This window comes from Psychrobacter frigidicola, assembly GCF_007997305.1.
Taxonomy (GTDB): Bacteria; Pseudomonadota; Gammaproteobacteria; order Pseudomonadales; family Moraxellaceae; genus Psychrobacter; species Psychrobacter frigidicola.
This window is the reverse complement of the sequence record NZ_VORZ01000001.1, coordinates 483,461-505,640: the sequence shown is the minus strand read 5'-3', so window position 1 is coordinate 505,640 and position 22,180 is coordinate 483,461. Positions and strand designations below refer to the sequence as shown.

Below are 22,180 nucleotides of genomic sequence, written 5' to 3'. Positions count from 1 at the left end.
TAAAGCTAATAACAACAATGCTAATAATAATGATACTAGGGGCAAACTGGTTGGTAAGACCAATTAGTAAAAATCAGACACCACAAAGTGTCTTATAACTTTAGACAGATAGTGTAACACATAGGCAAAATATGGCTTGTAATGTTAGGAACTAAGAATAAGGTGCTAATTGATAACCATAGTTAGCTAGAATGATTTTGAATAAACTTAGATAGGAAAGTTCAGAAAAAAGAGGACGCCTTACTTAATGTAAAAGGTAAGGCTATTGTGATAGGTTTGCTAAATCTCTCATACAGATATAGTAGAGAGTCAGTCTTAGACTGCGAAAGCCAATACATCAAGCTTGGCATGATACTCATGTAGATAGTCATTGACCATCGGCTCACAACAACCACAGCAAGTAGCAACGTCGAGCGTATCTTTTAAACCATCAAGGGTATCAACACCAGAGGCAATCGCTGCTTGGATTTGCTTATCTTTCACGTTATTGCAGATACATACGTACATGTGCTGGCTCCTACCGTTAAGGCTACTATTACTAGTTTTACTACTAAGGTAATGTTATCGGTTAATGAGCTCAATCGTTGTGTCACTAAAAATGAAGCTAATTATTAGACTGGGTTAAATAACGCTTTAAATAAACCTACTTAGCAATCAATATCTTACAACGTTTGGCTGAGTGGTTATTATAATAACGATAATTATTACCATTTACAATAACTTTTTATAATATTTATTAGCTAAGCCAGCCTCCCATGTGATACCTATCAATTTTAGGATAAAAAGTGGTAGTAGCAAATATCTTACCTGTATGAGGTAAAATGTTTTAGAGACCACGTAACAGACGCCAACCAAGCAAATGGATAGCCATAAACTGGGCTCGCTCATAGCATATTTCTATGTGGTATAAAATATGGGACACAAAAAAAGACCTGTACGTATAGGTCTTTTCTATTGATTCAACTTACAGTTAAAGTAAAACTATACTAAGTCCAAAAAATCGCTGACAAAAGCGTTGGCTGGCCGGTTTATCAGGGCTTCTGATGTCCCTACTTGTTCGACACGGCCATGGTTCATGACCACAATCTCATCGGATACGGCGCGGGCTTCTTCTTGGTCATGGGTGACCATAATGCTTGTGATACCCAGCTCATGATGGATCTCTTTTAGCCACGTACGTAACTCTTTACGTACTTTGGCATCCAGCGCCCCAAACGGCTCATCGAGTAATAATAACTTAGGCTTTACTGCTAAGGCACGTGCCAGCGCAATCCGCTGACGCTGACCACCTGACAATTGATGCGGATAAGCATTGGCCAGTTGCGGTAATTGCACCAACTCTAATAGCTCTGCCACCCGTTTATTAATATCCGCTTTACTTGGACGTTCTTTTTTTGGTAATAAGGTCAGCCCAAATGCCACATTATCGGCGATATTTTTATGACGGAACAACGCATAGTGCTGAAACATAAAGCCGATATGGCGTTTTTGTACTGGCGTATTAGTTACATCAATCTCATCAAACAATACCTGCCCTGAGTCTGCATACTCAAGCCCCGCAATAATACGTAGCAACGTTGTTTTGCCACAACCTGAGGGGCCAAGTAAGGTGGTCAGCTTACCAGTAGGTACGGTGATGTTGATATCATTTAGGGCAGTAAAATCACCAAATTTTTTATTAACGTGTCTAATCTCGATGCTCATAGTGGTGTCTCTTATAATGTCTTTTGTCTTATTATGGCCGATTATTTTTAGCAGTATCTTTAATCACTTATTTAGTACTGTCAGACTCATTATCAGCAGTACTCATCACCGTTGCGTTGGCGCTAACCGGTAGCTGGGGCGCACTCACCAGACGCTCAGATTTAGCAAACTTACGATCTTGTAGCTTAGTCATTACTTGTTGTACCAGCAGTGTGACCAGAGCCAAGGCAGCAAGTAAGCTCGATAACGCAAAAGCGGCCGTAAAGTTATAGTCATTATAAGCAATCTCAACCAATAGTGGCATGGTGTTGGTTTCACCGCGAATATGCCCAGAGACCACACTTACCGCCCCAAACTCTCCCATTGCCCGCGCATTGGTCAAAATCAAACCATACAGCAATGCCCATTTGATATTAGGTAAAGTCACATGCCAAAAGGTCTGCCAACCACTAGCACCAAGTGTCAATGCCGCTTGCTCCTCAGAATCACCTTGAGTTTGCATTAAAGGTATCAACTCACGAGCAACAAAGGGGAAAGTCACAAATAACGTGGCCAACACGATGCCAGGAACAGCAAAAATAACTTGAAACCCCATCCCCTCAAGCCAGCCGCCAATGGGAGAATTAAGACCAAACAACAAGATAAACATTAAGCCTGCGACCACCGGCGATACCGAAAACGGCAAATCAAGTAAGGTAGTGACCAGCTGCTTCCCTTTGAAATGATAACGGGTCACAAGCCAAGCAATTGCGATACCCATCACCATATTAATCGGCAATACGATAGCGGCAGTCAGTAAGGTCAGCTTAATGGCTTGCTGCGCTTCAGGCTCGACGAGGGAGGCAATATACAGCTGCCAACCATTTTTAAAGGCTTCATAAAATACAGCAAGCAGTGGAAAAACCAACATAACAATCATAAACAAGACGGCAATGGTAATAAAAATACGTCTTATCCACGGCGTGTCTTTAGTCGCAGGGTTGCTTTGGTAGTCATAGCTATTGGCTATTTGCATCTTAGCGTGCTCCTACGCGGCGCGACAGTTTCCACTGTACGATATTAATGGTTAATAAAATCACAAAGGATATCAGCAGCATAAACAATGCCACGGCGGAGGCGCCTTGGATATCAAATTGCTCAAGCTTACTAATAATAATAATGGGCAAAATCTCAGACTCCATCGGAATGTTACCCGCGATAAAAATCACTGAGCCATACTCGCCTGTCGCCCGCGCAAACATCATACCGGCGCCCATAAGTAATGCCGGCAGTAGCTCGGGCAAAATAACCTTGGTAAACGTGGTGAAGCGATTGGCACCCAATACCGCCGCCGCCTCTTCAAACTCAACGGATAGCTCTGCTAATACGGGCTGTACTGCCCGCACAATAAATGGAAAACTGACCACGACCAGCGCCAGCCAAATCCCAATAGGCGTAAAAGCAACTTGTATACCGATTTTTTCAAACCACTGCCCGATGAGACCATTCGGTGCATATAAAGTAGCAAGGGAGATACCCGTCACCGCAGTTGGCAGCGCAAAGGGCAAATCGACTAAGGCATTAATTAAGGATTTACCCCAAAATTCATAACGCACCAATACCCAGGCCACCAAAGTACCAAATACCATGTTGGTTAACATCGCTAAAAACGACATCCACAAGCTCAGCTTAATAGCAGCGGCAACCTGTGGCTGATTAATGGTTTCCCAAAAGCCCGTCCAACCCATCTGCGTTGTGGTATACGCCATCATCGCAAACGGCAATACCACCAATAACGATAGGCTAAAGACAGTGATGCCCATGCTCAGACCAAAGCCTGGCAGCACATTGCGCTGGCGCATGCGGGTCATCCAGCCCTTTTTGTTAGGTGTACTGGCATGAGAATTAGTTGCACTCATAGTGATGTCCTATTGCCTATCTGATGGCACTTGTCATCAAGCCCATGTCATATTAAAGGTGTGATTGTTTTTTACGTGCTTTTTTGCGTGCTTTGTTAAGGTAGTGTTTTGAGGCTGTTTTAAAATATCGTGCTAAGGTTATAAAGGAAATAAGGACATAGCGCGGTAAGCCATGTCCTTATGAACGCGTTGTTTAATCTGATGTTATTTGAAAGAATTGTGCCAATATAACGACTTACTGCGGCGCATTAACGGCCAATTGATCAAACACCCCGCCATCGCTAAAGAATTTACCCATGATGTCATCCCATGAACCAAAGGTGTCATTCGGACGGAAAGTGTCAATGGATGGCAATTTATCGCCATTTTTATCAAGGACGCTTTTCACGCTAGGACGTAAGTAGAGGTCAGCCGCCAACTGTTGCGCAGGCTCGCTCCATAAGTAATCAAGATAAGCTTTTGCTGCCGCGGTGCTGCCTTTTTTATCCGTCACAGCTTTCACAATAGCAACCGGACTTTCTGACTTGATAGAATATTTAGGATAAACGATGTCTACTTTACCAGCGCCAAATTGAGTCACGGCAAGATTGGCTTCATTTTCAAACGTTACCAGCACATCACCGATACCGCGCTGGACAAAGGTCGTCGTTGCCGCACGGCCACCATTCTCATAGACTTTGACGTTTTTGAGCATATCTTTTACGTAGGTTTTAGTCGCAGTTTCATCATTATTGAAGGCATGCAGACCATAACCATAAGCGCCTAAAAAGGCATAGCGACCATTACCGGTAGATTTTGGATTGGCCAACACAATCTCAAGCCCAGGCTTCGTTAAATCTGCCCAATCGTTGATGCCCTTAGGATTGTCTTTACGCACCAAAAATACGATAGTACTGGTAAAAGGGACGGCATTATCAGGAAACTGCCCTTCCCAATCGCTTGCAACCAAACCTTTTTTCTCAAGCAGCTCGATATCTGAGCCTTGATTCATGGTGGCGACATCGGCTTGCAGACCATTAGCAATCGATAAGGCTTGTTTGCTTGAGCCGCCATGAGATTGATTGACAGTCACATTACTGTTGGGGTTTTCGGCTTTGTAATGCTCAACGAACAAAGGGTTATAGTCTTTGTAAAAATCGCGCGCCACATCATAAGAGACGTTTAGCAACTCGATATTTTGACTCTCTGTTGTCGCAGGTGTGCCGTCGGCTGTCGCCTTGGTATCTGCTTGCTCACTATTGCTACAGCCTGCAAGTCCCAAAGTCATGGCAACGCCTGCAATACTTAAGACGTTAAGTGCTTTGTTGTTGTAAGGGCTGGCGGTTTTGCCGAGTGGTTTTCCTGCTGCGTAAGATGTCATAGCTGCCTCAAAAGTAGGTGTTGTCATGCAGGTATGCTAACAGTGACAGCTTATTATCTTTAATGACGAATATGCGTATATTATTGCCAAAATGGAATAAGCAAGAATATGGTGGTGGCATGACTGCTTCTACCACGTTATTTATTCATTAATTGTTTATTCCATTTTTGGCTTTGTGGCTTTGTGATTATAGATAAAGGCAAATACTTTACTTATTTTTTAGGTTTTACGGCAAGCTTATCAAACAGAGCGCCGTCAACAAAAAAGGTGGCCATGATATTGTTCCAATCTCCAAAAACGTCGACGGGCTCAAAGGTTTGAATATCTTTTAGCGTGCCTGCATGCGCAGCCAATACCTCTTTATTGCTGGGTCGCAGGTACATCTGCGCCATCAGCTCTTGCGCAGGTTTGTCCCAAAGCGCTTTAAGATAAGCCGTTGCTGCCTCCGTGGAGCCTTTTTTGTCAGTCACTGAGCTGACCACTGCTACTGGGTTATGGATGGTAATGGAGTAGCTGGGATAAACCACCTCAACTTGTCCTTTGGCATGCTGAGTGGCGACCAAATGCGCCTCATTTTCTGTAGTGACCAGTACGTCGCCAAGACCACGCTGGGTAAAGCTGGTCGTTGCGGCGCGCGCACCATTGTCATAAGTGACGACATTGGAGAGCACTTTTTTTATAAAGTCATCAGTTTTTTGCGGCTGATTGACCGGCTCTTTAAATTGATGCAGTCCTGCGCCATAAGCACCCAAAAAAGCATAGCGTGCGGTGCCGCTGGTTTTAGGATTGGGCATAATAACTTCGACATCAGCACGTGCTAAATCCTGCCAATCTTTGATCTGCTTTGGATTGCCTTTACGAACCAGTAATATCATGGTGGTGGTATAAGGGACAGCATTATCAGGAAAAGCCGTGCGCCAATCAGTTTTGACCAGCCCTTTTTTGACCAGCATATTCATGTCGCTTTCTTGGTTTAATGTCACTACATCTGCCTGCAAACCATTGGCAACGGATAGCGCCTGCTTACTGGCACCGCCATGAGATTGCTTAATATCGACGGTGCTATCAGGATACTGAACTTGATAAGCGCTGCTAAATAAAGGGTTGTATTCTTTGTAAAAATCGCGGGACACATCGTAAGAGACGTTCAGTAAGCTGACATCTTTGCTAGGGCTTTTCGCGCCCTCATTTTGATCGGCATTGGTAGGGCTACAGGCACTGAGCATCATGATGGCACTAATAGCGCTACCAGCAATTAAGGTACGCGGCACACGGGGGATAACTTTATTAGCTTGGTTGTTTGTAATAATTGGCGTGATGCTAGGCATAACAGTTCTCTATAAAGTTTAAGGAACAGGTCAAATTGGATTATTAGTGAGTCAGAATTATTCAACGTTTTTTATCATGCCATTCGTACCACAGATGCTGTTATGACTTGATGGGGTTATGCTATCAGCTTGTTGCGCGCAGGCTTAGTGACAAAAGCGCTTATCAAGTTATTAACTTGGCATAAGTGACTTTATTAGGTATTCTTTATTATTCAAGATTGCTAACTGGTTATGCGATAAGCTGATAAGCTTGATAACGTATAGGTTAGGCGACATATTTTGGTATACTCTAGCGTGACGCTGCGCCTCTGTTTAATGACTCACCTATGGCTATTAGCGTCTTTATTCCTAAGCCCCATCTCCTTATTCCTGTTAAGGCGCTTCTATGTCCACATTCTGTAGGTACAAACTCTGGCAACAACGCGTATTTTTGTCTTCTGCGACGATCGCCAGTGCCTTTCTGCTGTTGACGGGTTGTCAGACCGTGACGCCCAGTAGCTCAACTAGCGCTGCCGATACAACCTTACCGACCTCGGTAATTCAGCCGCTAACAGTACTCACGCCAGCTGTAAAAACTGTGGTCGGTGATTATGCTACTGACGGCTATGCCCCGAGCGACTATAATCAGCGCGCGCAAGGGTATGACTGGGTGGGCGTGATGGTGCGTCCGTTTGGTGATGCCGAGATTGATATTAAAGTACGCGCGCGTAGCGATATCAAAAAGCCCAGTTGTCGCTTTGATGGCAAGGCGACGCTGATGGGTCAGGATAGCGCGCATGGCGTTATTTTTCAGACCATCGCTAACGGTAGTGTGATGTTCTTGCAGTTTAAAGAGGGTGTCTTGACTATTGACAGCCAAGATAAATATGCGCTTAATTATTTTTGTTCAGGTGGGGCGACGCTTGCCGGTAACTATCAAAAGATTACTGGTAACTTAAACTTTAGCTAAAAACGCAACTAAAAATACTTTTGTTTAAAAGCTTATCACAAAACTAAGTTAATCAAAACTAAGCTAAAAGTCTTAATAGCTAATTCTAGAGAACAAAAAAGATGTCAGATGATAAATCTGACACCTTTTTCTATTGCCTGTTCTATTCAGTAAGGAGTTTAGTTTATACCGCAGACGCCCCTACTAATTTAACTTCAGCGCGTTCATCGATAGCAATGTTGGCATAGTAGCTGCGTAAAATATCCAACACCTCTGGACGGCTAAAGTTGTCTGGTACCTCTTCATCTTCTGATAATGCTTTACGTAACTTAGTGCCCGATACTTTGACATGTTGGCTGGCATCATGCGGGCAAGTTTTGCTGGAAGCCATCGCCTCGCACGCATTACACCAAAATGTCCAATCTATCTTTAACGGTTGAGTCAATAAATCATCTTTTTCGATTTTCTCAAAAATGGTTTGCGCATCAAACGCGCCATAATAATCGCCAACTCCAGCGTGATCACGGCCAACGATTAGGTGGCTACAGCCATAGTTTTGGCGGAATAAGGCATGTAGTAACGCTTCACGTGGGCCCGCGTAACGCATATCAAGCGGATAGCCTGCCTGAATGACCGTGTCTTGTTTAAAGTAATTATCAATCAAAGCTTTAATGGCTTCTTGACGCACTTCAGCTGGGATATCACCTGGTTTAAGCGCACCTAACAATGAATGTACCAAGACGCCATCACAAATCTCAATCGCAATTTTAGCTAAATATTCATGTGAGCGGTGCATGGGGTTTCGGGTCTGAAAGGCAGCAATCGTTTTCCAGCCTTTATCCGCTAGTATTTGGCGGGTTTGCTCAGGGGTTTTATAAGTGTCAGGATAAAGCGTTGGGAATTCGCCTTCGCTTAACACCTCAACACGACCGGCAATATTAACCTCATCTTGGCTCTGTACTTGCTGCACACCCGGATGCTCACTATCAGTCGTGGTAAAGACTTGCTGGCACTCATGTTCTTTATCGATGGTATAGGTTTCCTCTACCGTCAACACGCCCATTATTTCGCCGTTTTCCGCGATCAAAGCGACTTTATCACCTTGGTTTAAGCTATCAGCAGTCGTTTTTGGTGCAGACAAAGTAATCGGTATCGGCCAAAACAAGCCCGCATTGGCGCCAGTTTGCAAACGCATATCATCCACCACCCCTTGCCAATCGGCTTGATTCATAAAGCCATCAAGTGGGGTGAAACCACCAATGCCCAGCATAATTAAATCACCGCGCTCACGTGAGCTTAGGGTAATTTGTGGCAAAGTGCTGGCAAGTTTAAGGGCTTGCTTGCGCGCATCACCAGTTAACAATAATGGCTTTAGCTCACTGCTGCCATGCGGTGGCACTAAATTAGATTGGGAATTAGAGGTGGCGGTGGTTTCGGCTGCTATAGACTGGGTCATATTGATATTTAAAACCTTATATAAAGGAGAGTTGAATAAAATATAGAAAATAGTATCGACTAGATAGGTTAAGTGAGCGATTTGACAAAGATAAACGAGCGACTTTGAGAGCCTGCGAACAACGGAGTCGAGTAATCTTTACCAAGTTGTAAATGAAGTCTCGTCATTAAGTCATGCCGCAATTTTAATTTGGGATGCCCATAGGCTACCTAACTTTCGTTATGAAAATTTATGCAGTGTTTTACTATGGATATGACTTAAAGGAATTTATATTTTGAGACGCCAGCTTATATGATGTGAAGCTAAGTTGTCTTAAGCCTATTTTTTGAGACGCAACTAACCACTTTTTTTGGTGCCACTACCTAGCAAACCACCTTTTCCGCCGCTCTTTGCCTTGATTTATTGCACTGACTTAGCGCACTTTTTGATATCCTTTACGTTTGAAAACAAAATTGAGAGTACGTCATGTATCAATATAACTATGCCGACCAAGCCTTGGTTGAGGAACGGGTTGCCCAATTTCGCGACCAGACTGAGCGATTTTTGGATGGCTCACTGCCAGAAGAGCAGTTTTTGCCGCTGCGTTTGCAGAATGGACTTTATATCCAGCGTTATGCGCCTATGCTGCGTATCGCCATTCCTTACGGCCTACTTGCCAGCTATCAGTTGCGCAAATTGGCTGAAATCACGCGCAAATATGATAAAGGCTACGGGCATTTCACCACGCGTACCAATATTCAGCTGAACTGGCCGAAACTAGAAGACGTGCCTGATATCTTGGCGGAGCTTGCCACGGTACAGATGCACGCCATTCAAACGTCAGGCAACTGTATTCGTAATACTACTACCGACCCGTATGCAGGCATTCATCAAAGCGAGATTGCGGATCCGCGTCCTTATTGCGAGATTATTCGTCAGTGGTCAACTTTTCATCCTGAGTTTGCCTTTTTGCCACGTAAATTTAAGATTGCGGTTATCGGTACTGAAAACGACCGCGCTGCCACCCAAGTTCACGATGTGGGCTTGCATGTAAAAATGAATGATGCTGGCGAGATTGGTTTTGAAGTGATCGTCGGTGGTGGTTTGGGTCGTACGCCCGTGATTGGTAAAACGATTAATGAGTTTTTACCACGTGAGCACCTGCTGAGCTATCTAGATGCTATTTTGCGGGTTTATAATCTGCATGGTCGCCGTGATAATAAATATAAAGCCCGTATCAAAATCTTGGTCGAAAGCATGGGCGGCCGCGAATTTGCCAAATTGGTTGATGCTGAATGGGAAGCACACACCAAAGATGGCGCATTGACATTAACGGAAGACAACTTTGCTACCGCAGCAAGCTTCTTTACTGCGCCTGATTACCAGTCATTTGATGCGCTGCAAGTGCAGTCTGAGCTGGAAACCCTGTTAACCAGCAATAAAGACTTTGCCAATTGGTATACCCAAAATACTGTCGCTCATAAAGTGGCCGGTTACCGTGCTGTAGTGATTTCTCTAAAAGCCGGCTTGGTCGATGGTACTTATGTGCCCTCCGGTGATGTGAACGATACCCAAATGGACGCACTCGCTGACTTATCAGATAAATACAGCTTTGGTGAATTACGCGGTACTTATCAGCAGAATTTAGTATTTGCTGATGTACAGGTCAGCCATTTATATGAGCTATGGCAGCAACTTGATGCACTGCATTTAGCCCGCGCCAATATCAATACCTTAACCGACATGATTGTTTGCCCAGGTTGGGACTATTGCTCGCTTGCCAATGCGACGACTCATAATATCGCTGAACAAATCGAAAAGCAGTTCGATGACCTCGATTATCTTTACGACTTAGGCGATATTCGTCTCAATATGTCCGGCTGTATGAACGCTTGCGCCCATCATCACGTTGGCGATATCGGTATCTTAGGCGTCGATAAAAAAGGCGAACACTGGTATCAAATTAGCCTCGGCGGTAACTCTAGCGATGATGCTAAGCTTGGCAAAATTCTAGGTAGAGCGGTTCCTGCGACTGACGTTGCCAGTACCTTGCAAGTTATTTTAGACACCTATCTTGAGATACGTGCTAATAGTGAGAATGAGGTAGAAGGCTTTGGCGATGTGATCAATCGCGTTGGCATTGCCCCGTTTAAGGAGAAGGTCTATGGGTAATCACCATATTTTAAACAGCCAAGGTATTGATATTAGCAGCAAAGATACTTGGTATGCGCTCACCACTACTGAGTTACCAGATGGCATTGCGCTGACAGATATCTCATTGCTTGAGCTGCTACATAAACAAGAAAAGCTCGATGTGCTCGTACCTCTTGCTGATTTATTAAGTCCAACGGGTCTTCTTGTGAGCGGTCTATTGCAACAAGTTTATAAGTTACTCATCCATCATAGCAGTCGCCTTGGGATTTGGATTAACGCCGATACTGATGCCGATGCGCTCACAAATCTGACAGAGTTTTTATTAGAACAGGCCCTGATTGTCATTCATGTGCCCTTGTTTGCCGATGGTCGCGGGTTTAGCTTTGTGCAAACGCTGCGCCAGCTGGGCTATGAGGGTGAGATTCGGATGGCTGGCGCGTTTGGCCGAGATCAGATTGCTTATTTATTGCGGGTTGGTGCCGATAGTTTTGTGCTAAGCGAGCATGATATAAGGTCTGATATTAGCCAAGCATTTACCGCCCTTGCCAGCGCCTATGATGGTCAAAATGCAGCGGCCTTACCGATGTTTGCAGGTGTTTAGTTTTGATATTTAATGATTTTAAAGTTTTATATGAACCCCTACTAATTTTTATTTAACCTCAATCAAGGAAGAAACATGAGTAAATTACACCCAAATTTAGATATAGACCAAGCCAATAAAGAGTTGCAAGGCAAGACGCCTGAGCAAATCGTTGCATGGGCATTGACCCAAGCCAAAAACCCAATCATTACCACTAACTTCCGTCCTTATGAGTCAGCGATTTTGCATTTGGTTGCTAAGCAGCGCCCAGATATCACGGTATTGTGGGTAGATTCAGGCTATAACACTGATGCCACTTATCAATTTGCCAATAAAGTGATTCGTGATTTGAACTTAAACGTCATCACCTATATCCCTAAGCAAACCAGCGCCCATCGTGACGTGACGATGGAAGGCATCCCGGGTATTGATAATCCGCTACATGACGAATTCACTGACCAAGTAAAGCTTGAGCCCTTCCGCCGCGCGCTTGATGAGCTAAAACCTGACGTTTGGTTCAATGCCATTCGTCGCGACCAAACTGAGTTCCGTCAAGGTCTTGATGTGCTAAGTTTATCAAAAGATGGCGTGTTAAAAGTAGCGCCGTTGTTTGAAAAAACAGATACGGATTTAGATGGTTATTTGACTGAACATAACTTACCTAATGAGTTCGATTACTTTGATCCAACTAAGGTTGAAGAGCATCGCGAATGTGGTTTGCATACCCAGTTATAGTCAGCCAATCATTAAATGGTAATTTAAAAAATCAATACTAAAAATTCTGCTTACCTCAATAAATGAGTTAAGTGGGATTTTTTTACGTCATTATTTTATACCGCTATTCCCTTTATCATTAAAAACTATCATCAATAGGTAAAAAACGAATATGCTAATGCCAATTCGCTAGGTGAGCCATGGGAAAATTTAACCCATAATGGCTGCATAAATTGAATCGATTGCTGGTAATCCTATGAACACCTTTCCGCTATTTTTTAAATTAGAAGGCCGCAAAGTGCTTATCGTCGGTGGCGGCGATGTGGCGTTACGTAAAGCAGACTTACTGAGCCGTGCGGGTGCAGCAATTACCATTCTTGCGCCCGATATTTGTGCTGAATTGCAAGCCTTACTGACCAATGACAAAATCGATAATAACCATCATCTGATTTATGAAAATTACCACAAGTCTTATATGACAGGCGCACGGGTGATTATCGCAGGCACCGATGATGAGGCGCTAAATCACCAAATTCATGCGGATGCCACTGAGCTGAATATTCCGGTGAACGTGGTCGACACCCCGCATTTATGTGACTTTATCTTCCCCGCTATCGTTGATCGTAACCCGATTGTGATTGGTATCTCCTCCAATGGTAAAGCACCAGTGCTGGCACGTCTGTTACGGGCGCGGCTAGAGACTTTAATTCCGCAAGGTTATGGCAAATTGGCTAAACTTGCCGGCGATTTTCGCGCAGAAGTGAAAGTTAAAATACCAACCCTCACGGGACGGCGTCAGTTTTGGGAGCGCGCCTTTGAAGGTCAAGTGAGCGAGCTGATGTTTGCGGGTAACGAGACCCAAGCCGCTGCACAATTACAAGCGGATTTGGACAGTACCGCTGCAGATATTATTAAGAAAAATGCGCCTACGAGCCAGCACACTAACGTGGCAGACGCACAGGCAACAGCTACGACGCCCATGATTAAACACTCAATAAGAAAGCCAACCACAGACTCAATCATTACCAGTCACGATGATACAGCCGCCAAACATGTACAGCCGGTTGGTGAGGTGTATATCGTTGGCGCAGGACCAGGTGACCCAGAGCTACTGACTTTTAAGGCGTTACGCTTGATGCAACAAGCCGACATTGTGTTTTATGATGCGTTAGTGTCGCCGCAAGTGCTCGATTTGTGTCGCCGTGATGCGGATAAAGTGTTCGTCGGTAAAAAGCGCAGCAATCATGCCGTGGCGCAATTAGGTATCAATGAGCTACTGATCAATGAGGCCAAAAAAGGCCGGCGCGTGGTGCGACTCAAAGGTGGCGATCCGTTTATCTTTGGCCGTGGCGGGGAAGAAATTGAAAGCCTACGCGCACACGATATTCCTTACCAAGTCGTACCCGGCATTACTGCTGCTAATGCTGCTGCCAGCTATGCCGGTATTCCGCTAACCCACCGCGACCATTCACAATCAGTTCGCTTTGTGACTGGATTTTTAAAGGCAGGTGCACCCAATAACAACTTTAAGAACTTTTTAAATACCGATGAGACCGTAGTGTTTTATATGGGTCTGCATTCGCTGGCACGTTTGACTGAAGGGTTAATTGACGCGGGTCGCAGTGGTGATACCCCTATCGCCATCGTCTCCAATGCCAGCATGCCCAATCAGCAAGTCTTAACCGGGACGCTTGGCACTATCACCGCCCAACAAGAAGAGGCACAACTGCCCACGCCTGCGCTATTGATTATGGGCGATGTGGTCGCTTTGCATCATGACTTGGCTTGGTATAATTTACACCATCAGCAGCACAATCAAAATGCCAGCAATACTGATGACAATTGGTTACGTGGGGGAACGGCTGCTACGCCAAAAGATGACTTAACATCCAACAGCTCTATTAATAGCTCTTCTCGCCAGCAAGCGCATGCGTTATCGATGGTAGCCAATCTTGCCGAGCAGAAAGAAAGCGATAGTTTAGAGCAGTTGGTGATTAGTTGATTTATGTTTGCGTGGTAAAATAAACCACGACAACCAAAAAGAAAAATCACTATGCCACAGCCACAAAAATCACGTTTACCAATTATTTTTACAATAGGCTAGATTGCTATATAAGCAGCACTGGCTATTCCCTACTTCCCCTTAAACAATATTGGTAAACTAGGAGTTTATATTTCAGGTGTGTTCTCACCTTTAGCTTTGTTATGGTTTTACTTAAGCTATCAATCACAAAGCAAAGAATTAGAGTTGCAGCGTGAATCATTAGATAAACAAGTTACTGCTCAAAAAGGGTCTGAAGAATCATTAAGAATCTTATCAGGCGCTGTAGAAAAACAATTAGCTATGATAGAAAAACAGTTCCGTAATTATGAAAAAGCAGTTATAGGTAAGCAGCCTAATTTTGAGTTGGTTGAATATTTTGTAACCACTCTTTTTTATTCTGATTTAGAGGTAAGTCCTGATGAACAAAGAATTTCTAGAGCAGTAAAAAAATCTTGCAAAACACAATAGTTATTAGAGCTACTTTAAAGTTAAAAATAAAAAATATTGCGGATGATTGCAATTTAAAAGATATTAAACCCAACGAAAACCAAAAGCTTATAGAGAAAAACAACTTAGACATTATTTTTGATTCTCGCGTTAAAAATGACTCTTATAATGTAAAAATAGAACTGCGCTTAGGAAATGGAACTTCTGCCAAACGTCTACTTTCCTCAGCTTACACTGCATCTTTAAATTCAAAAGAAGTTTATAAGCAAGTAGACAGAACATTTTCAAGTTTTTTGTTAGATTTTTTCTACAGTTATGATGTTACTTCTTCGTCTGATATATATCAGCTACAAACGAAAAAAGATTCTGCTACTTTTTCTCTTATATCCAACACAGCAAACCCCGCTAATTCTTGCTAGAATAAAGGCTTTCTATTTACTCTAATAATAGCCTGCTTATGTCCCTATCCGCTGCTGCCATACCTTTGACTTCCAACACTCATACTAAACCTCTTAATATCCTACATACCTCCGACTGGCATTTGGGGCGACGGCTCTATGGACGTATGCGTTACGAGGAATTTGAGGCGTTTTTAAGCTGGCTACAAGAAACGATTAGCGCCCAACAAGTAGACATACTAATCGTTGCGGGTGACATCTTTGATACCATGACCCCAAGCAATCGTGCGCAAAACTTATATTACGATTTCTTAGGTAAGGTTTCAAAGACCTGCTGTCAGCATATCGTTGTTGTAGCAGGTAACCACGATTCGCCAACATTTTTAGATGCGCCCAATCAAGTATTAAAGTTTTTAAACGTACATGTCATTGGTATGGCTTGTGAAGACTTAAATGACGAAGTGTTGGTTTTAAATGACAGGCACGATATTCCATATTGTATCGTGACCGCTGTACCTTATTTACGCGATCGTGATGTCAGAAACAGCAGCGCTGGCGAGTCGATGGATAGCAAAGATGCCAATGTAATCAACGGTATTCGCGCGCACTATGATGGTGTGGCTGCTATAGCCAAAGCCAAGCAAGTTGAGCTTACTGAGACAGTTGACCACTATATCCCTATTATTGCGACAGGGCATTTATTTGCGGCAGGTAGTAATATTTCTGATAATAATCAAGGCGTACGTACTTCTGATGATGGCGTACGTGACTTGTATGTCGGCAACTTAGGTAAAATATCCGCCGATATGTTTGATGAGTGCTTTGATTATGTGGCGCTTGGACATTTGCATGTACCGCAGCGAGTTGGAGGGCGTGAGCATATTCGCTATTGTGGCTCACCTATTCCCATGGGCTTTGGCGAAGCGCGCCAACAAAAATTGGTGTTATTAGTACAGTTTGGCGCGGTAGCCCATAACGTTTATAGTGATTACAACAATAATAGTGACCATCTAATATCAGATAGCGACATTGACGTACCAAAGTGTCAACCTGAAATCATCTCAAGTTACCATGCTAATAGCAATAATGATTATATGGATGACTTGTTTGGCTTTGAGGATACTTCTAATGACAAAGTTATATCATCAGATAATAACGCTCATCTAGATAGTAATCGCCAGCCATTACCTTCGTTTATGAGTAATACAAATCCTAGTACGGCTTCGACATTGCTACATCATGACAATGACCATAATATGCAAGTCGTCTCTCTTCCCATTCCCTGCTTTCAGTCATTAGCGCAAGTCTTAGGTGATATGCAAACTATTGAGATGACCATTCGCACGCTTACGCAGTCGCGCTCATCGTCAGAACCAATTTGGCTTGAAATCACCTATACTGGCGATGACATTGTTGCCAATCTGCGTGAACAAATAGAGGCCATAGTAGACGGTTTGCCATGTGAGGTACTTATAAGTAAAAACCCGACCAAATATAATAAAGTACTCAACCAAGAACATTCCTCTGAAACCTTACAAGATTTAAATGAATTAGAAGTTTTTGAGCGCTGCTTGACGCTTAATGAGGTAACAGAGGCACAAAAAATAAGCCTACGCGACGCTTATGAGCAAATACTGTACGCCATTCATCATACAGACAGTCGCGCTGAATAAAATAAGTGCCAAATAGCATTAAAAATAATATCAAAACTACTATAAAAAATATCTCCTTAACTCATAAGTAAGACTTGCTCATGCGACTGATTGAACTGCGCCTAAAAAATCTAAACTCTCTCAAAGGTGAGTGGCATATTGACTTCACTGACCCCGCCTTTGTTAACGAAGGCATTTTTGCCATTACCGGGCAGACAGGAGCTGGCAAGACCACCATTTTGGATGCGATTTGCTTAGCGCTATACAGCCAAACGCCGAGACTGGGTGATATCACAGCTTCCTCTAATGAGATGATGACCCAAGGTACCGGTGAGTGTTCAGCTGAGGTGATCATAGAAATTAGTGGCAAGCATTATCGCTGCTTTTGGTATCAGCATCGCGCGCATAAAAAAGCTAAAGGCAATCTTCTACCTATCAGACATGAAATAAGTGATGTTGAAACCGGTGATATCTTAGAGGATGCCAAGTCTAAAACAACACCGTTTATTAAAGACTTAATTGGTATGGATTTTAGCCAATTTACACGCTCAATTATGCTGGCACAAGGTGGGTTTGCTGCTTTTTTAAAGTCAGAAACGTGGGAAAGAGCAGCTATTTTAGAGAAAATAACCGGCACTGCTATTTATGCACAAATCTCTAAAAATGTCTTTGAGAAAAAACGGGATATGGAGCATAAGCTTGCTAAATTGCAAGCTGGCGTGGACAGCTTACCCTTGTTAAGTGCTGAGGATGAAGCACAGCTGATAATAGATCTACAAACGCAGCAAAGCTTACAAAAAAAGCAGCGGCAAGACTTTGATACCGTCACTAAGCAATTGGGCTGGCTAGAGGATGTTGCGCAATTAAAGCAAAGCTTAGCGCAGAACCTCACCACACTGACGAGCGCCACACAAGATGAGCAAGACTTTATTCCAAATGCTTTGCGCCTAAATGCGGCAAATAAGGCACTTGAAATTGAAAGCGCTTTTCAAGCACTGACGCACAGTCGTGATACAAGCAAACAGCTCAAAAATGAACAACAAGGTTTACTTGATAAAACATCTACTCAAACCACATTACTAGAGAAATCCACCGCTAATTTTGACGCTGCCAATACGTCTGAATCACAACTGGCAAATGAGCTACGCGACACCCAACCCATTATCGATAACGTGCGACAACTCGATGCCAAGATACAGCAGCATATACATACATTAGCCGCTGACAATCAGCGCAAAAATACCTTAACATCGAGTATCCAGCGCTTATCACAAGAGATAAGTAGCCATCAATCAGCAGAGCAAGACATTAAGAGCGAGCTGACCTGCATCGCAAGCTATTTAAGCGAGCGCAGTGCGCTAAATAATATTGATAGCGATATTATTACCTTTAATAATAATTGTACTCGTATGAAATCATTGCTACAAATCAATATTCAATCAAGTGACAACAAACAGGCGTATCAAAACGCAAATAGTAAGTTGCAAAAACAACTCTCTACTCTCAATCAGCAGCAAGAAGCAGACGACAAAATCATTGGGGAGAAGCAACACGCATTCAAAGAGTTACAATATCAGCAATCGGTATTACTACAAGATAAGTCACTAAATGGGCTGCGCGCTCATATTGATTATATCGACGCCCTTATGCAGCACAACGAACAAGTACGCCTTGGGCTACAACAGTTAGCTGACGTCTCAGAAAAAATAACTATCGTCAGTAAAGCTGTGCCGGATATCCAACGAGCATTGAGCGCCCTTAAAGATACAATCGCTCGCCATGAATCAGATATTAAAGGTGCAAAAAATCAACGCCAAGACAAGCAATACTATCTTGAAGCACTACAAAAAGTCGCTAATCTTGAGAATTATATTATCGAGTTACAGGATGGCACACCATGCCCGCTATGCGGAGCGCTTGAACACCCCTATGGAGATGAGCACCCTCTATTAGACAGTCATGATAGCCAACATGAAACCTCGTTAACTGAGCAAACACGGGAACAAATTGCTAATATCGATACGCGTATAGATAATATGACGCACGAATTATCAGATTCTCAAGGTCAATATGCTGGCAAACAAAACCAGCTGCAACATGAAAACAATCAACTCGCTATATTACGTATGCAAGCGCAAACGCTTTGTACTGATATTAATAGTCATATCAAAAATGATATTAATGCGATAAGTGTAGCAATGTCTAGTTCAGCTAATGACACTGCTATTAACACTATCGTTCAGACTATAAAAGACATGAGTAATGAAATACTCCCTATTGTTGCTCAGCATTTAGCTGGTGATGTCGTCGATAGTATAGGCACAGATCAGCAATTGCTCAGTCATTTGTTATCTACCGTCAACGATACCAAATCAGCACTGAACCAAGAAAAAGAAAATATCAAAACTACGCTCAACCAATATGATAGTTTGACTCAAAAACTGTCCGAGACGACTAAAACGCTTGATAATGCTCAAAAACAACAGCAGCACTATTACAATGATAATAATAAGATAACTACTGATATCAAGCTCAACACTCAGAGAATAGACGACATAGATAACGTGCTACAGGCAAGTTTTGTAGAGCTGACTACCGTAACAGCTGCGGTAGCGACTGTGGTAGAAACCTATCCGGCTGATAAGTATCAAAATCACTTAAGCAAGATATCTAATAAGGGATTAAGCGACGGTGTAATAACAGATTCTAGCCCAATAAAAGATACGCTATTAATATTAAATAGTAGCGTTCAAGATAAAAAAATTGTTAATCAACAGGATAGCGATGCCCATATTGGTTACTTGCGCCAGTTTAGTCTGGGCTTAACACAACTCAAACAGTACTTTCATACTCAAAAAGACAACACCCAAACCTTACAAACGGAAAGTGGTAAATTATCCACTCTAATTGAGACCAAGCAGGTACAGTTAAATAATGAGAATACTGCGCTTAATAAGCTTAATAATGGTATCGAAGAACAAACAACAGCGCTTAAACAATTACAAGGCGATAGAACACAAAAATTTGCTGATAAAAATCCTGATAAAGAAAGCAATCGTTTGCATGAAGCACTTGATAACGCGAAGTCCAAAAAGGTAGAAGCACAAAGACAGCTGGATAATAGCGAACAGGCGCTATTGCAACTACGAAGTCGCACGCAGCAACTGTCAACTGACCTTATTAGAATTTCTAGCACACTTAACACGCAGGAAAGTGGGTTTTCCAGCTTATTAATGCAATCGCAATTTGCTACTGAAACTGATTTTTTCAATGCTCGTCTACCCAAAGCAACACGCGACTCTCTCCAACAGCAGTACGCCTCTATTGAACAGTCGTTAAATCATGCCAATATGCAATTAAAGCAGACGCAGCACACACTCGATGAAAAGGTAACTTTGGCATTAACTGAACTGACTGATGAAAATCGAGACAGTCTTGCCAGCAAACATACTGAACTAACACTAGAAACTGAGCAGCGATTGGGCACGATTGGGGCGATTAAGCAGCGACTAAGAGACAATGAGAAACAAAAAATGGCGCAGACAACACAGAATATTGCTATCAATGCTCAAAAAGAAGCGCTGCAAGTTTGGCAACAGCTTGATGAGCTCATAGGGTCATCAAGCGGCAAAAAATATCGCAATTTTGCACAAGGATTGACCTTCAAAATCATGATTGACCATGCCAACATTCAATTAGAAAAAATGAGTAATCGCTATTTACTGACACCTGATATCACTAATCCGCTAGAGCTCAACGTGATTGATAATTATCAAGGCGGCGATGTTCGCAGTACTAAAAACCTCTCAGGTGGCGAAGGTTTTATTATTAGTCTCGCTCTAGCGCTGGGCTTATCACAAATGGCAAGCCAAAATACGCGTGTCGATTCGCTATTTTTGGATGAAGGCTTTGGTACTTTAGATGAGGAATCGCTAGATATCGCCCTTGACACCTTAACTAACTTGCAACAAGAAGGTAAAATTATTGGTATCATCTCTCACGTACAAGCGCTAAAAGCACGTATTTTCACCCAGATTCACGTGAAAAAGCTCTCAGGTGGCTTTAGTGAAATCACCGGTCAAGGCTGTCATAAAATTGCCAGTTAACTTTATTTTTTAATACCAGTTTTTTGATATTAGTTTTTAAGATATATTTTTAACACGGGTTTTTAAAAAAAAGGCTTTAGCCCTATCATTTGAGGAGTTTTTGAATGGTTATCATAGTAAATAACGCTATTAAAAAGATTGTTAGGGCAGCTGGTATAAAATCTTCTAGCGCCCTACCCTTTGGTTTGGTTGTTTTGACAATGATGACGCTGGGTACGGCACAAGCAACCATCAGCTGTGCGGGTTATCTTCCCAATAGCTACTTTGAGCGTATTGACGATAATGAAGAATTTGCTGGCAAGTTGGTTGAACTCGCAGATGGTAGCCAGCAGCTAGAAGACTTAAATGGTAACGTCATTTTAGAGGGACTTACTGACGCTTATATTTTGATGGATAAGTATTTATGGGCGCAGCAGCTTGGCGCAAATGGCAAGAATTATGGAATCGTTACTGCCACGGGCGAAGTCATTGTACCGTTTGTTTATGATAATATTGCGACTCAGCCTGATATTAGCACCAGCTTTATCGTCAGTATTAAGGCGCCAAACGGTATAACCAAACAAGGTATTATTGACCGCAACGGCTATTGGATTTACCCTAAGCCCAAAATAAATCAGAAAGATAACGCCACTCACCGTAAGAAAAGCAAGCAACGCAGAGTGGATAATGGCTATGGTGATTACAGCGATGCTAAAGAAACGGCGCAACCTATAAAAGCGGGTGATGCACCATTTAACCTTATAGCTGCTAATATTAGTCACGCCCATTATGATAGCGATAAAGATGGCGACTATTTTTTAGTTAAGTCTTTATCCAATGATATTAAAAATAAAGATAATGCTGGCAAGTCAGCAATACAATCTGTAATAAATAAGACTGGCTTACTTGATGACCAAGGTAACTGGGTAATTGCACAGCAGTATGACGCACTTTATCCGTTGAATGCTTGTAGCGGTCAGCCGTTGTATCTACAAGCTGTACTTACAACAGCTGAACAACAGCAAACTGCCCTACTGGATCAAAATGCTCATATTATAATTCCGTTTGCGCCGAATCAGAATATTGAACTCTTTAATAACGGGGTTTTGAATAATGGTGACAAATCAACGTTATTTTTACGCAGTATTTTGATTGAAGGCAGTCACGCAATCGGCATGACTGAGGATATCAAAGACGATATTGTGAGCGCTCAAATTATTAATGCTACTGGCAAACTGATTCTAAGTTCTGATGCGCCTATCATTAGGCTTTTATATCATCAGCTTTTTACTTATAAAGAAGGCGGTAAGTACGGACTCATTAACGAGCAAGGTAAAATTATCTTAAAGCCGCAGTTCGATAGTTATCGTGATGAGGCCGATAAAGTTTGGGTAGAAAAAAACGGTGAGATGGTGAGTTTGGATACCTTAATTAAATTAGACTAGCTGTTTTG

At 42.7% G+C, this 22,180-nt stretch carries 17 protein-coding genes; 10 read left to right on the top strand and 7 right to left on the bottom strand.

The features are described 5' to 3' along the window. Positions 1–315: 315 nt before the first annotated feature. The 6 genes from ES754_RS02030 to ES754_RS02005 form a co-directional block, all read right to left on the bottom strand. Positions 316–507 (bottom strand): (2Fe-2S)-binding protein, encoded by a 192-nt coding sequence (locus ES754_RS02030; RefSeq protein WP_147221598.1) that lies wholly within the window; start codon positions 505–507, stop codon positions 316–318. Positions 508–981: 474 nt separating this feature from the next. Beyond that, complete coding sequence (locus tag ES754_RS02025; protein WP_147221596.1) at positions 982–1,704, bottom strand: sulfate/molybdate ABC transporter ATP-binding protein; 723 nt, start codon at positions 1,702–1,704, stop codon at positions 982–984. Between the two features lie 67 nt (positions 1,705–1,771). After that, positions 1,772–2,719 (bottom strand): sulfate ABC transporter permease subunit CysW, encoded by a 948-nt coding sequence (gene cysW, locus ES754_RS02020; protein WP_147221594.1) that lies wholly within the window; start codon positions 2,717–2,719, stop codon positions 1,772–1,774. A gap of 1 nt (position 2,720) precedes the next feature. Further along, positions 2,721–3,602, bottom strand: a complete 882-nt coding sequence (gene cysT / locus ES754_RS02015; RefSeq protein ID WP_201538789.1) for a sulfate ABC transporter permease subunit CysT — start codon at positions 3,600–3,602, stop codon at positions 2,721–2,723. 235 nt (positions 3,603–3,837) lie between these two features. Further along, complete coding sequence (locus tag ES754_RS02010; RefSeq protein WP_147223197.1) at positions 3,838–4,962, bottom strand: sulfate ABC transporter substrate-binding protein; 1,125 nt, start codon at positions 4,960–4,962, stop codon at positions 3,838–3,840. Between the two features lie 212 nt (positions 4,963–5,174). Next, positions 5,175–6,290 carry a sulfate ABC transporter substrate-binding protein gene (locus tag ES754_RS02005; RefSeq protein WP_147221592.1) on the bottom strand — a complete coding sequence of 372 codons (1,116 nt, stop codon included), beginning with the start codon at positions 6,288–6,290 and terminating at the stop codon, positions 5,175–5,177. A gap of 385 nt (positions 6,291–6,675) precedes the next feature. Between ES754_RS02005 and ES754_RS02000 the strand changes: the two genes are divergently transcribed. After that, positions 6,676–7,239 (top strand): hypothetical protein, encoded by a 564-nt coding sequence (locus ES754_RS02000; protein ID WP_147221590.1) that lies wholly within the window; start codon positions 6,676–6,678, stop codon positions 7,237–7,239. A gap of 163 nt (positions 7,240–7,402) precedes the next feature. On the opposite strand, the gene sat is transcribed toward ES754_RS02000, so the two are convergent. Then, entirely contained in the window at positions 7,403–8,674 is a 1,272-nt protein-coding gene (gene sat, locus ES754_RS01995; RefSeq protein ID WP_147221588.1) for a sulfate adenylyltransferase, read from the bottom strand. Positions 8,675–9,139: 465 nt separating this feature from the next. Between sat and ES754_RS01990 the strand changes: the two genes are divergently transcribed. The 9 genes from ES754_RS01990 to ES754_RS01950 all read left to right on the top strand — a co-directional run bounded on the left by ES754_RS01990 (position 9,140) and on the right by ES754_RS01950 (position 22,172). After that, a complete protein-coding gene (locus tag ES754_RS01990; RefSeq protein WP_147221586.1) occupies positions 9,140–10,825 on the top strand; it encodes a nitrite/sulfite reductase in 1,686 nt (561 codons plus the stop codon). Continuing rightward, a complete protein-coding gene (locus tag ES754_RS01985) occupies positions 10,818–11,408 on the top strand; it encodes a DUF934 domain-containing protein (protein ID WP_147221584.1) in 591 nt (196 codons plus the stop codon). Before ES754_RS01990 ends, ES754_RS01985 begins: the two co-directional genes overlap by 8 nt. Positions 11,409–11,483: 75 nt before the next feature. Next, positions 11,484–12,122 carry a phosphoadenosine phosphosulfate reductase domain-containing protein gene (locus ES754_RS01980; protein ID WP_147221582.1) on the top strand — a complete coding sequence of 213 codons (639 nt, stop codon included), beginning with the start codon at positions 11,484–11,486 and terminating at the stop codon, positions 12,120–12,122. A gap of 235 nt (positions 12,123–12,357) precedes the next feature. Continuing rightward, positions 12,358–14,103, top strand: coding sequence for a uroporphyrinogen-III C-methyltransferase (gene cobA / locus ES754_RS01975; RefSeq protein WP_147221580.1), 1,746 nt, complete (start codon positions 12,358–12,360; stop codon positions 14,101–14,103). A gap of 180 nt (positions 14,104–14,283) precedes the next feature. Further along, on the top strand, positions 14,284–14,613 hold the full coding sequence (locus ES754_RS01970) for a hypothetical protein (RefSeq protein ID WP_147221578.1): 330 nt from the start codon (positions 14,284–14,286) through the stop codon (positions 14,611–14,613). Continuing rightward, the gene (locus ES754_RS01965; protein WP_147221576.1) at positions 14,598–15,011 is read left to right on the top strand and encodes a hypothetical protein; all 414 of its coding nucleotides are present in this window, start codon (positions 14,598–14,600) and stop codon (positions 15,009–15,011) included. Before ES754_RS01970 ends, ES754_RS01965 begins: the two co-directional genes overlap by 16 nt. Before the next feature lie 38 nt (positions 15,012–15,049). Beyond that, a complete protein-coding gene (locus tag ES754_RS01960) occupies positions 15,050–16,663 on the top strand; it encodes an exonuclease SbcCD subunit D C-terminal domain-containing protein (protein ID WP_201538790.1) in 1,614 nt (537 codons plus the stop codon). Between the two features lie 80 nt (positions 16,664–16,743). Continuing rightward, complete coding sequence (locus ES754_RS01955) at positions 16,744–20,748, top strand: AAA family ATPase (protein ID WP_147221574.1); 4,005 nt, start codon at positions 16,744–16,746, stop codon at positions 20,746–20,748. A 104-nt stretch (positions 20,749–20,852) separates the two neighbouring features. After that, positions 20,853–22,172, top strand: coding sequence for a WG repeat-containing protein (locus ES754_RS01950; protein ID WP_147221572.1), 1,320 nt, complete (start codon positions 20,853–20,855; stop codon positions 22,170–22,172). Positions 22,173–22,180: the final 8 nt, after the last annotated feature.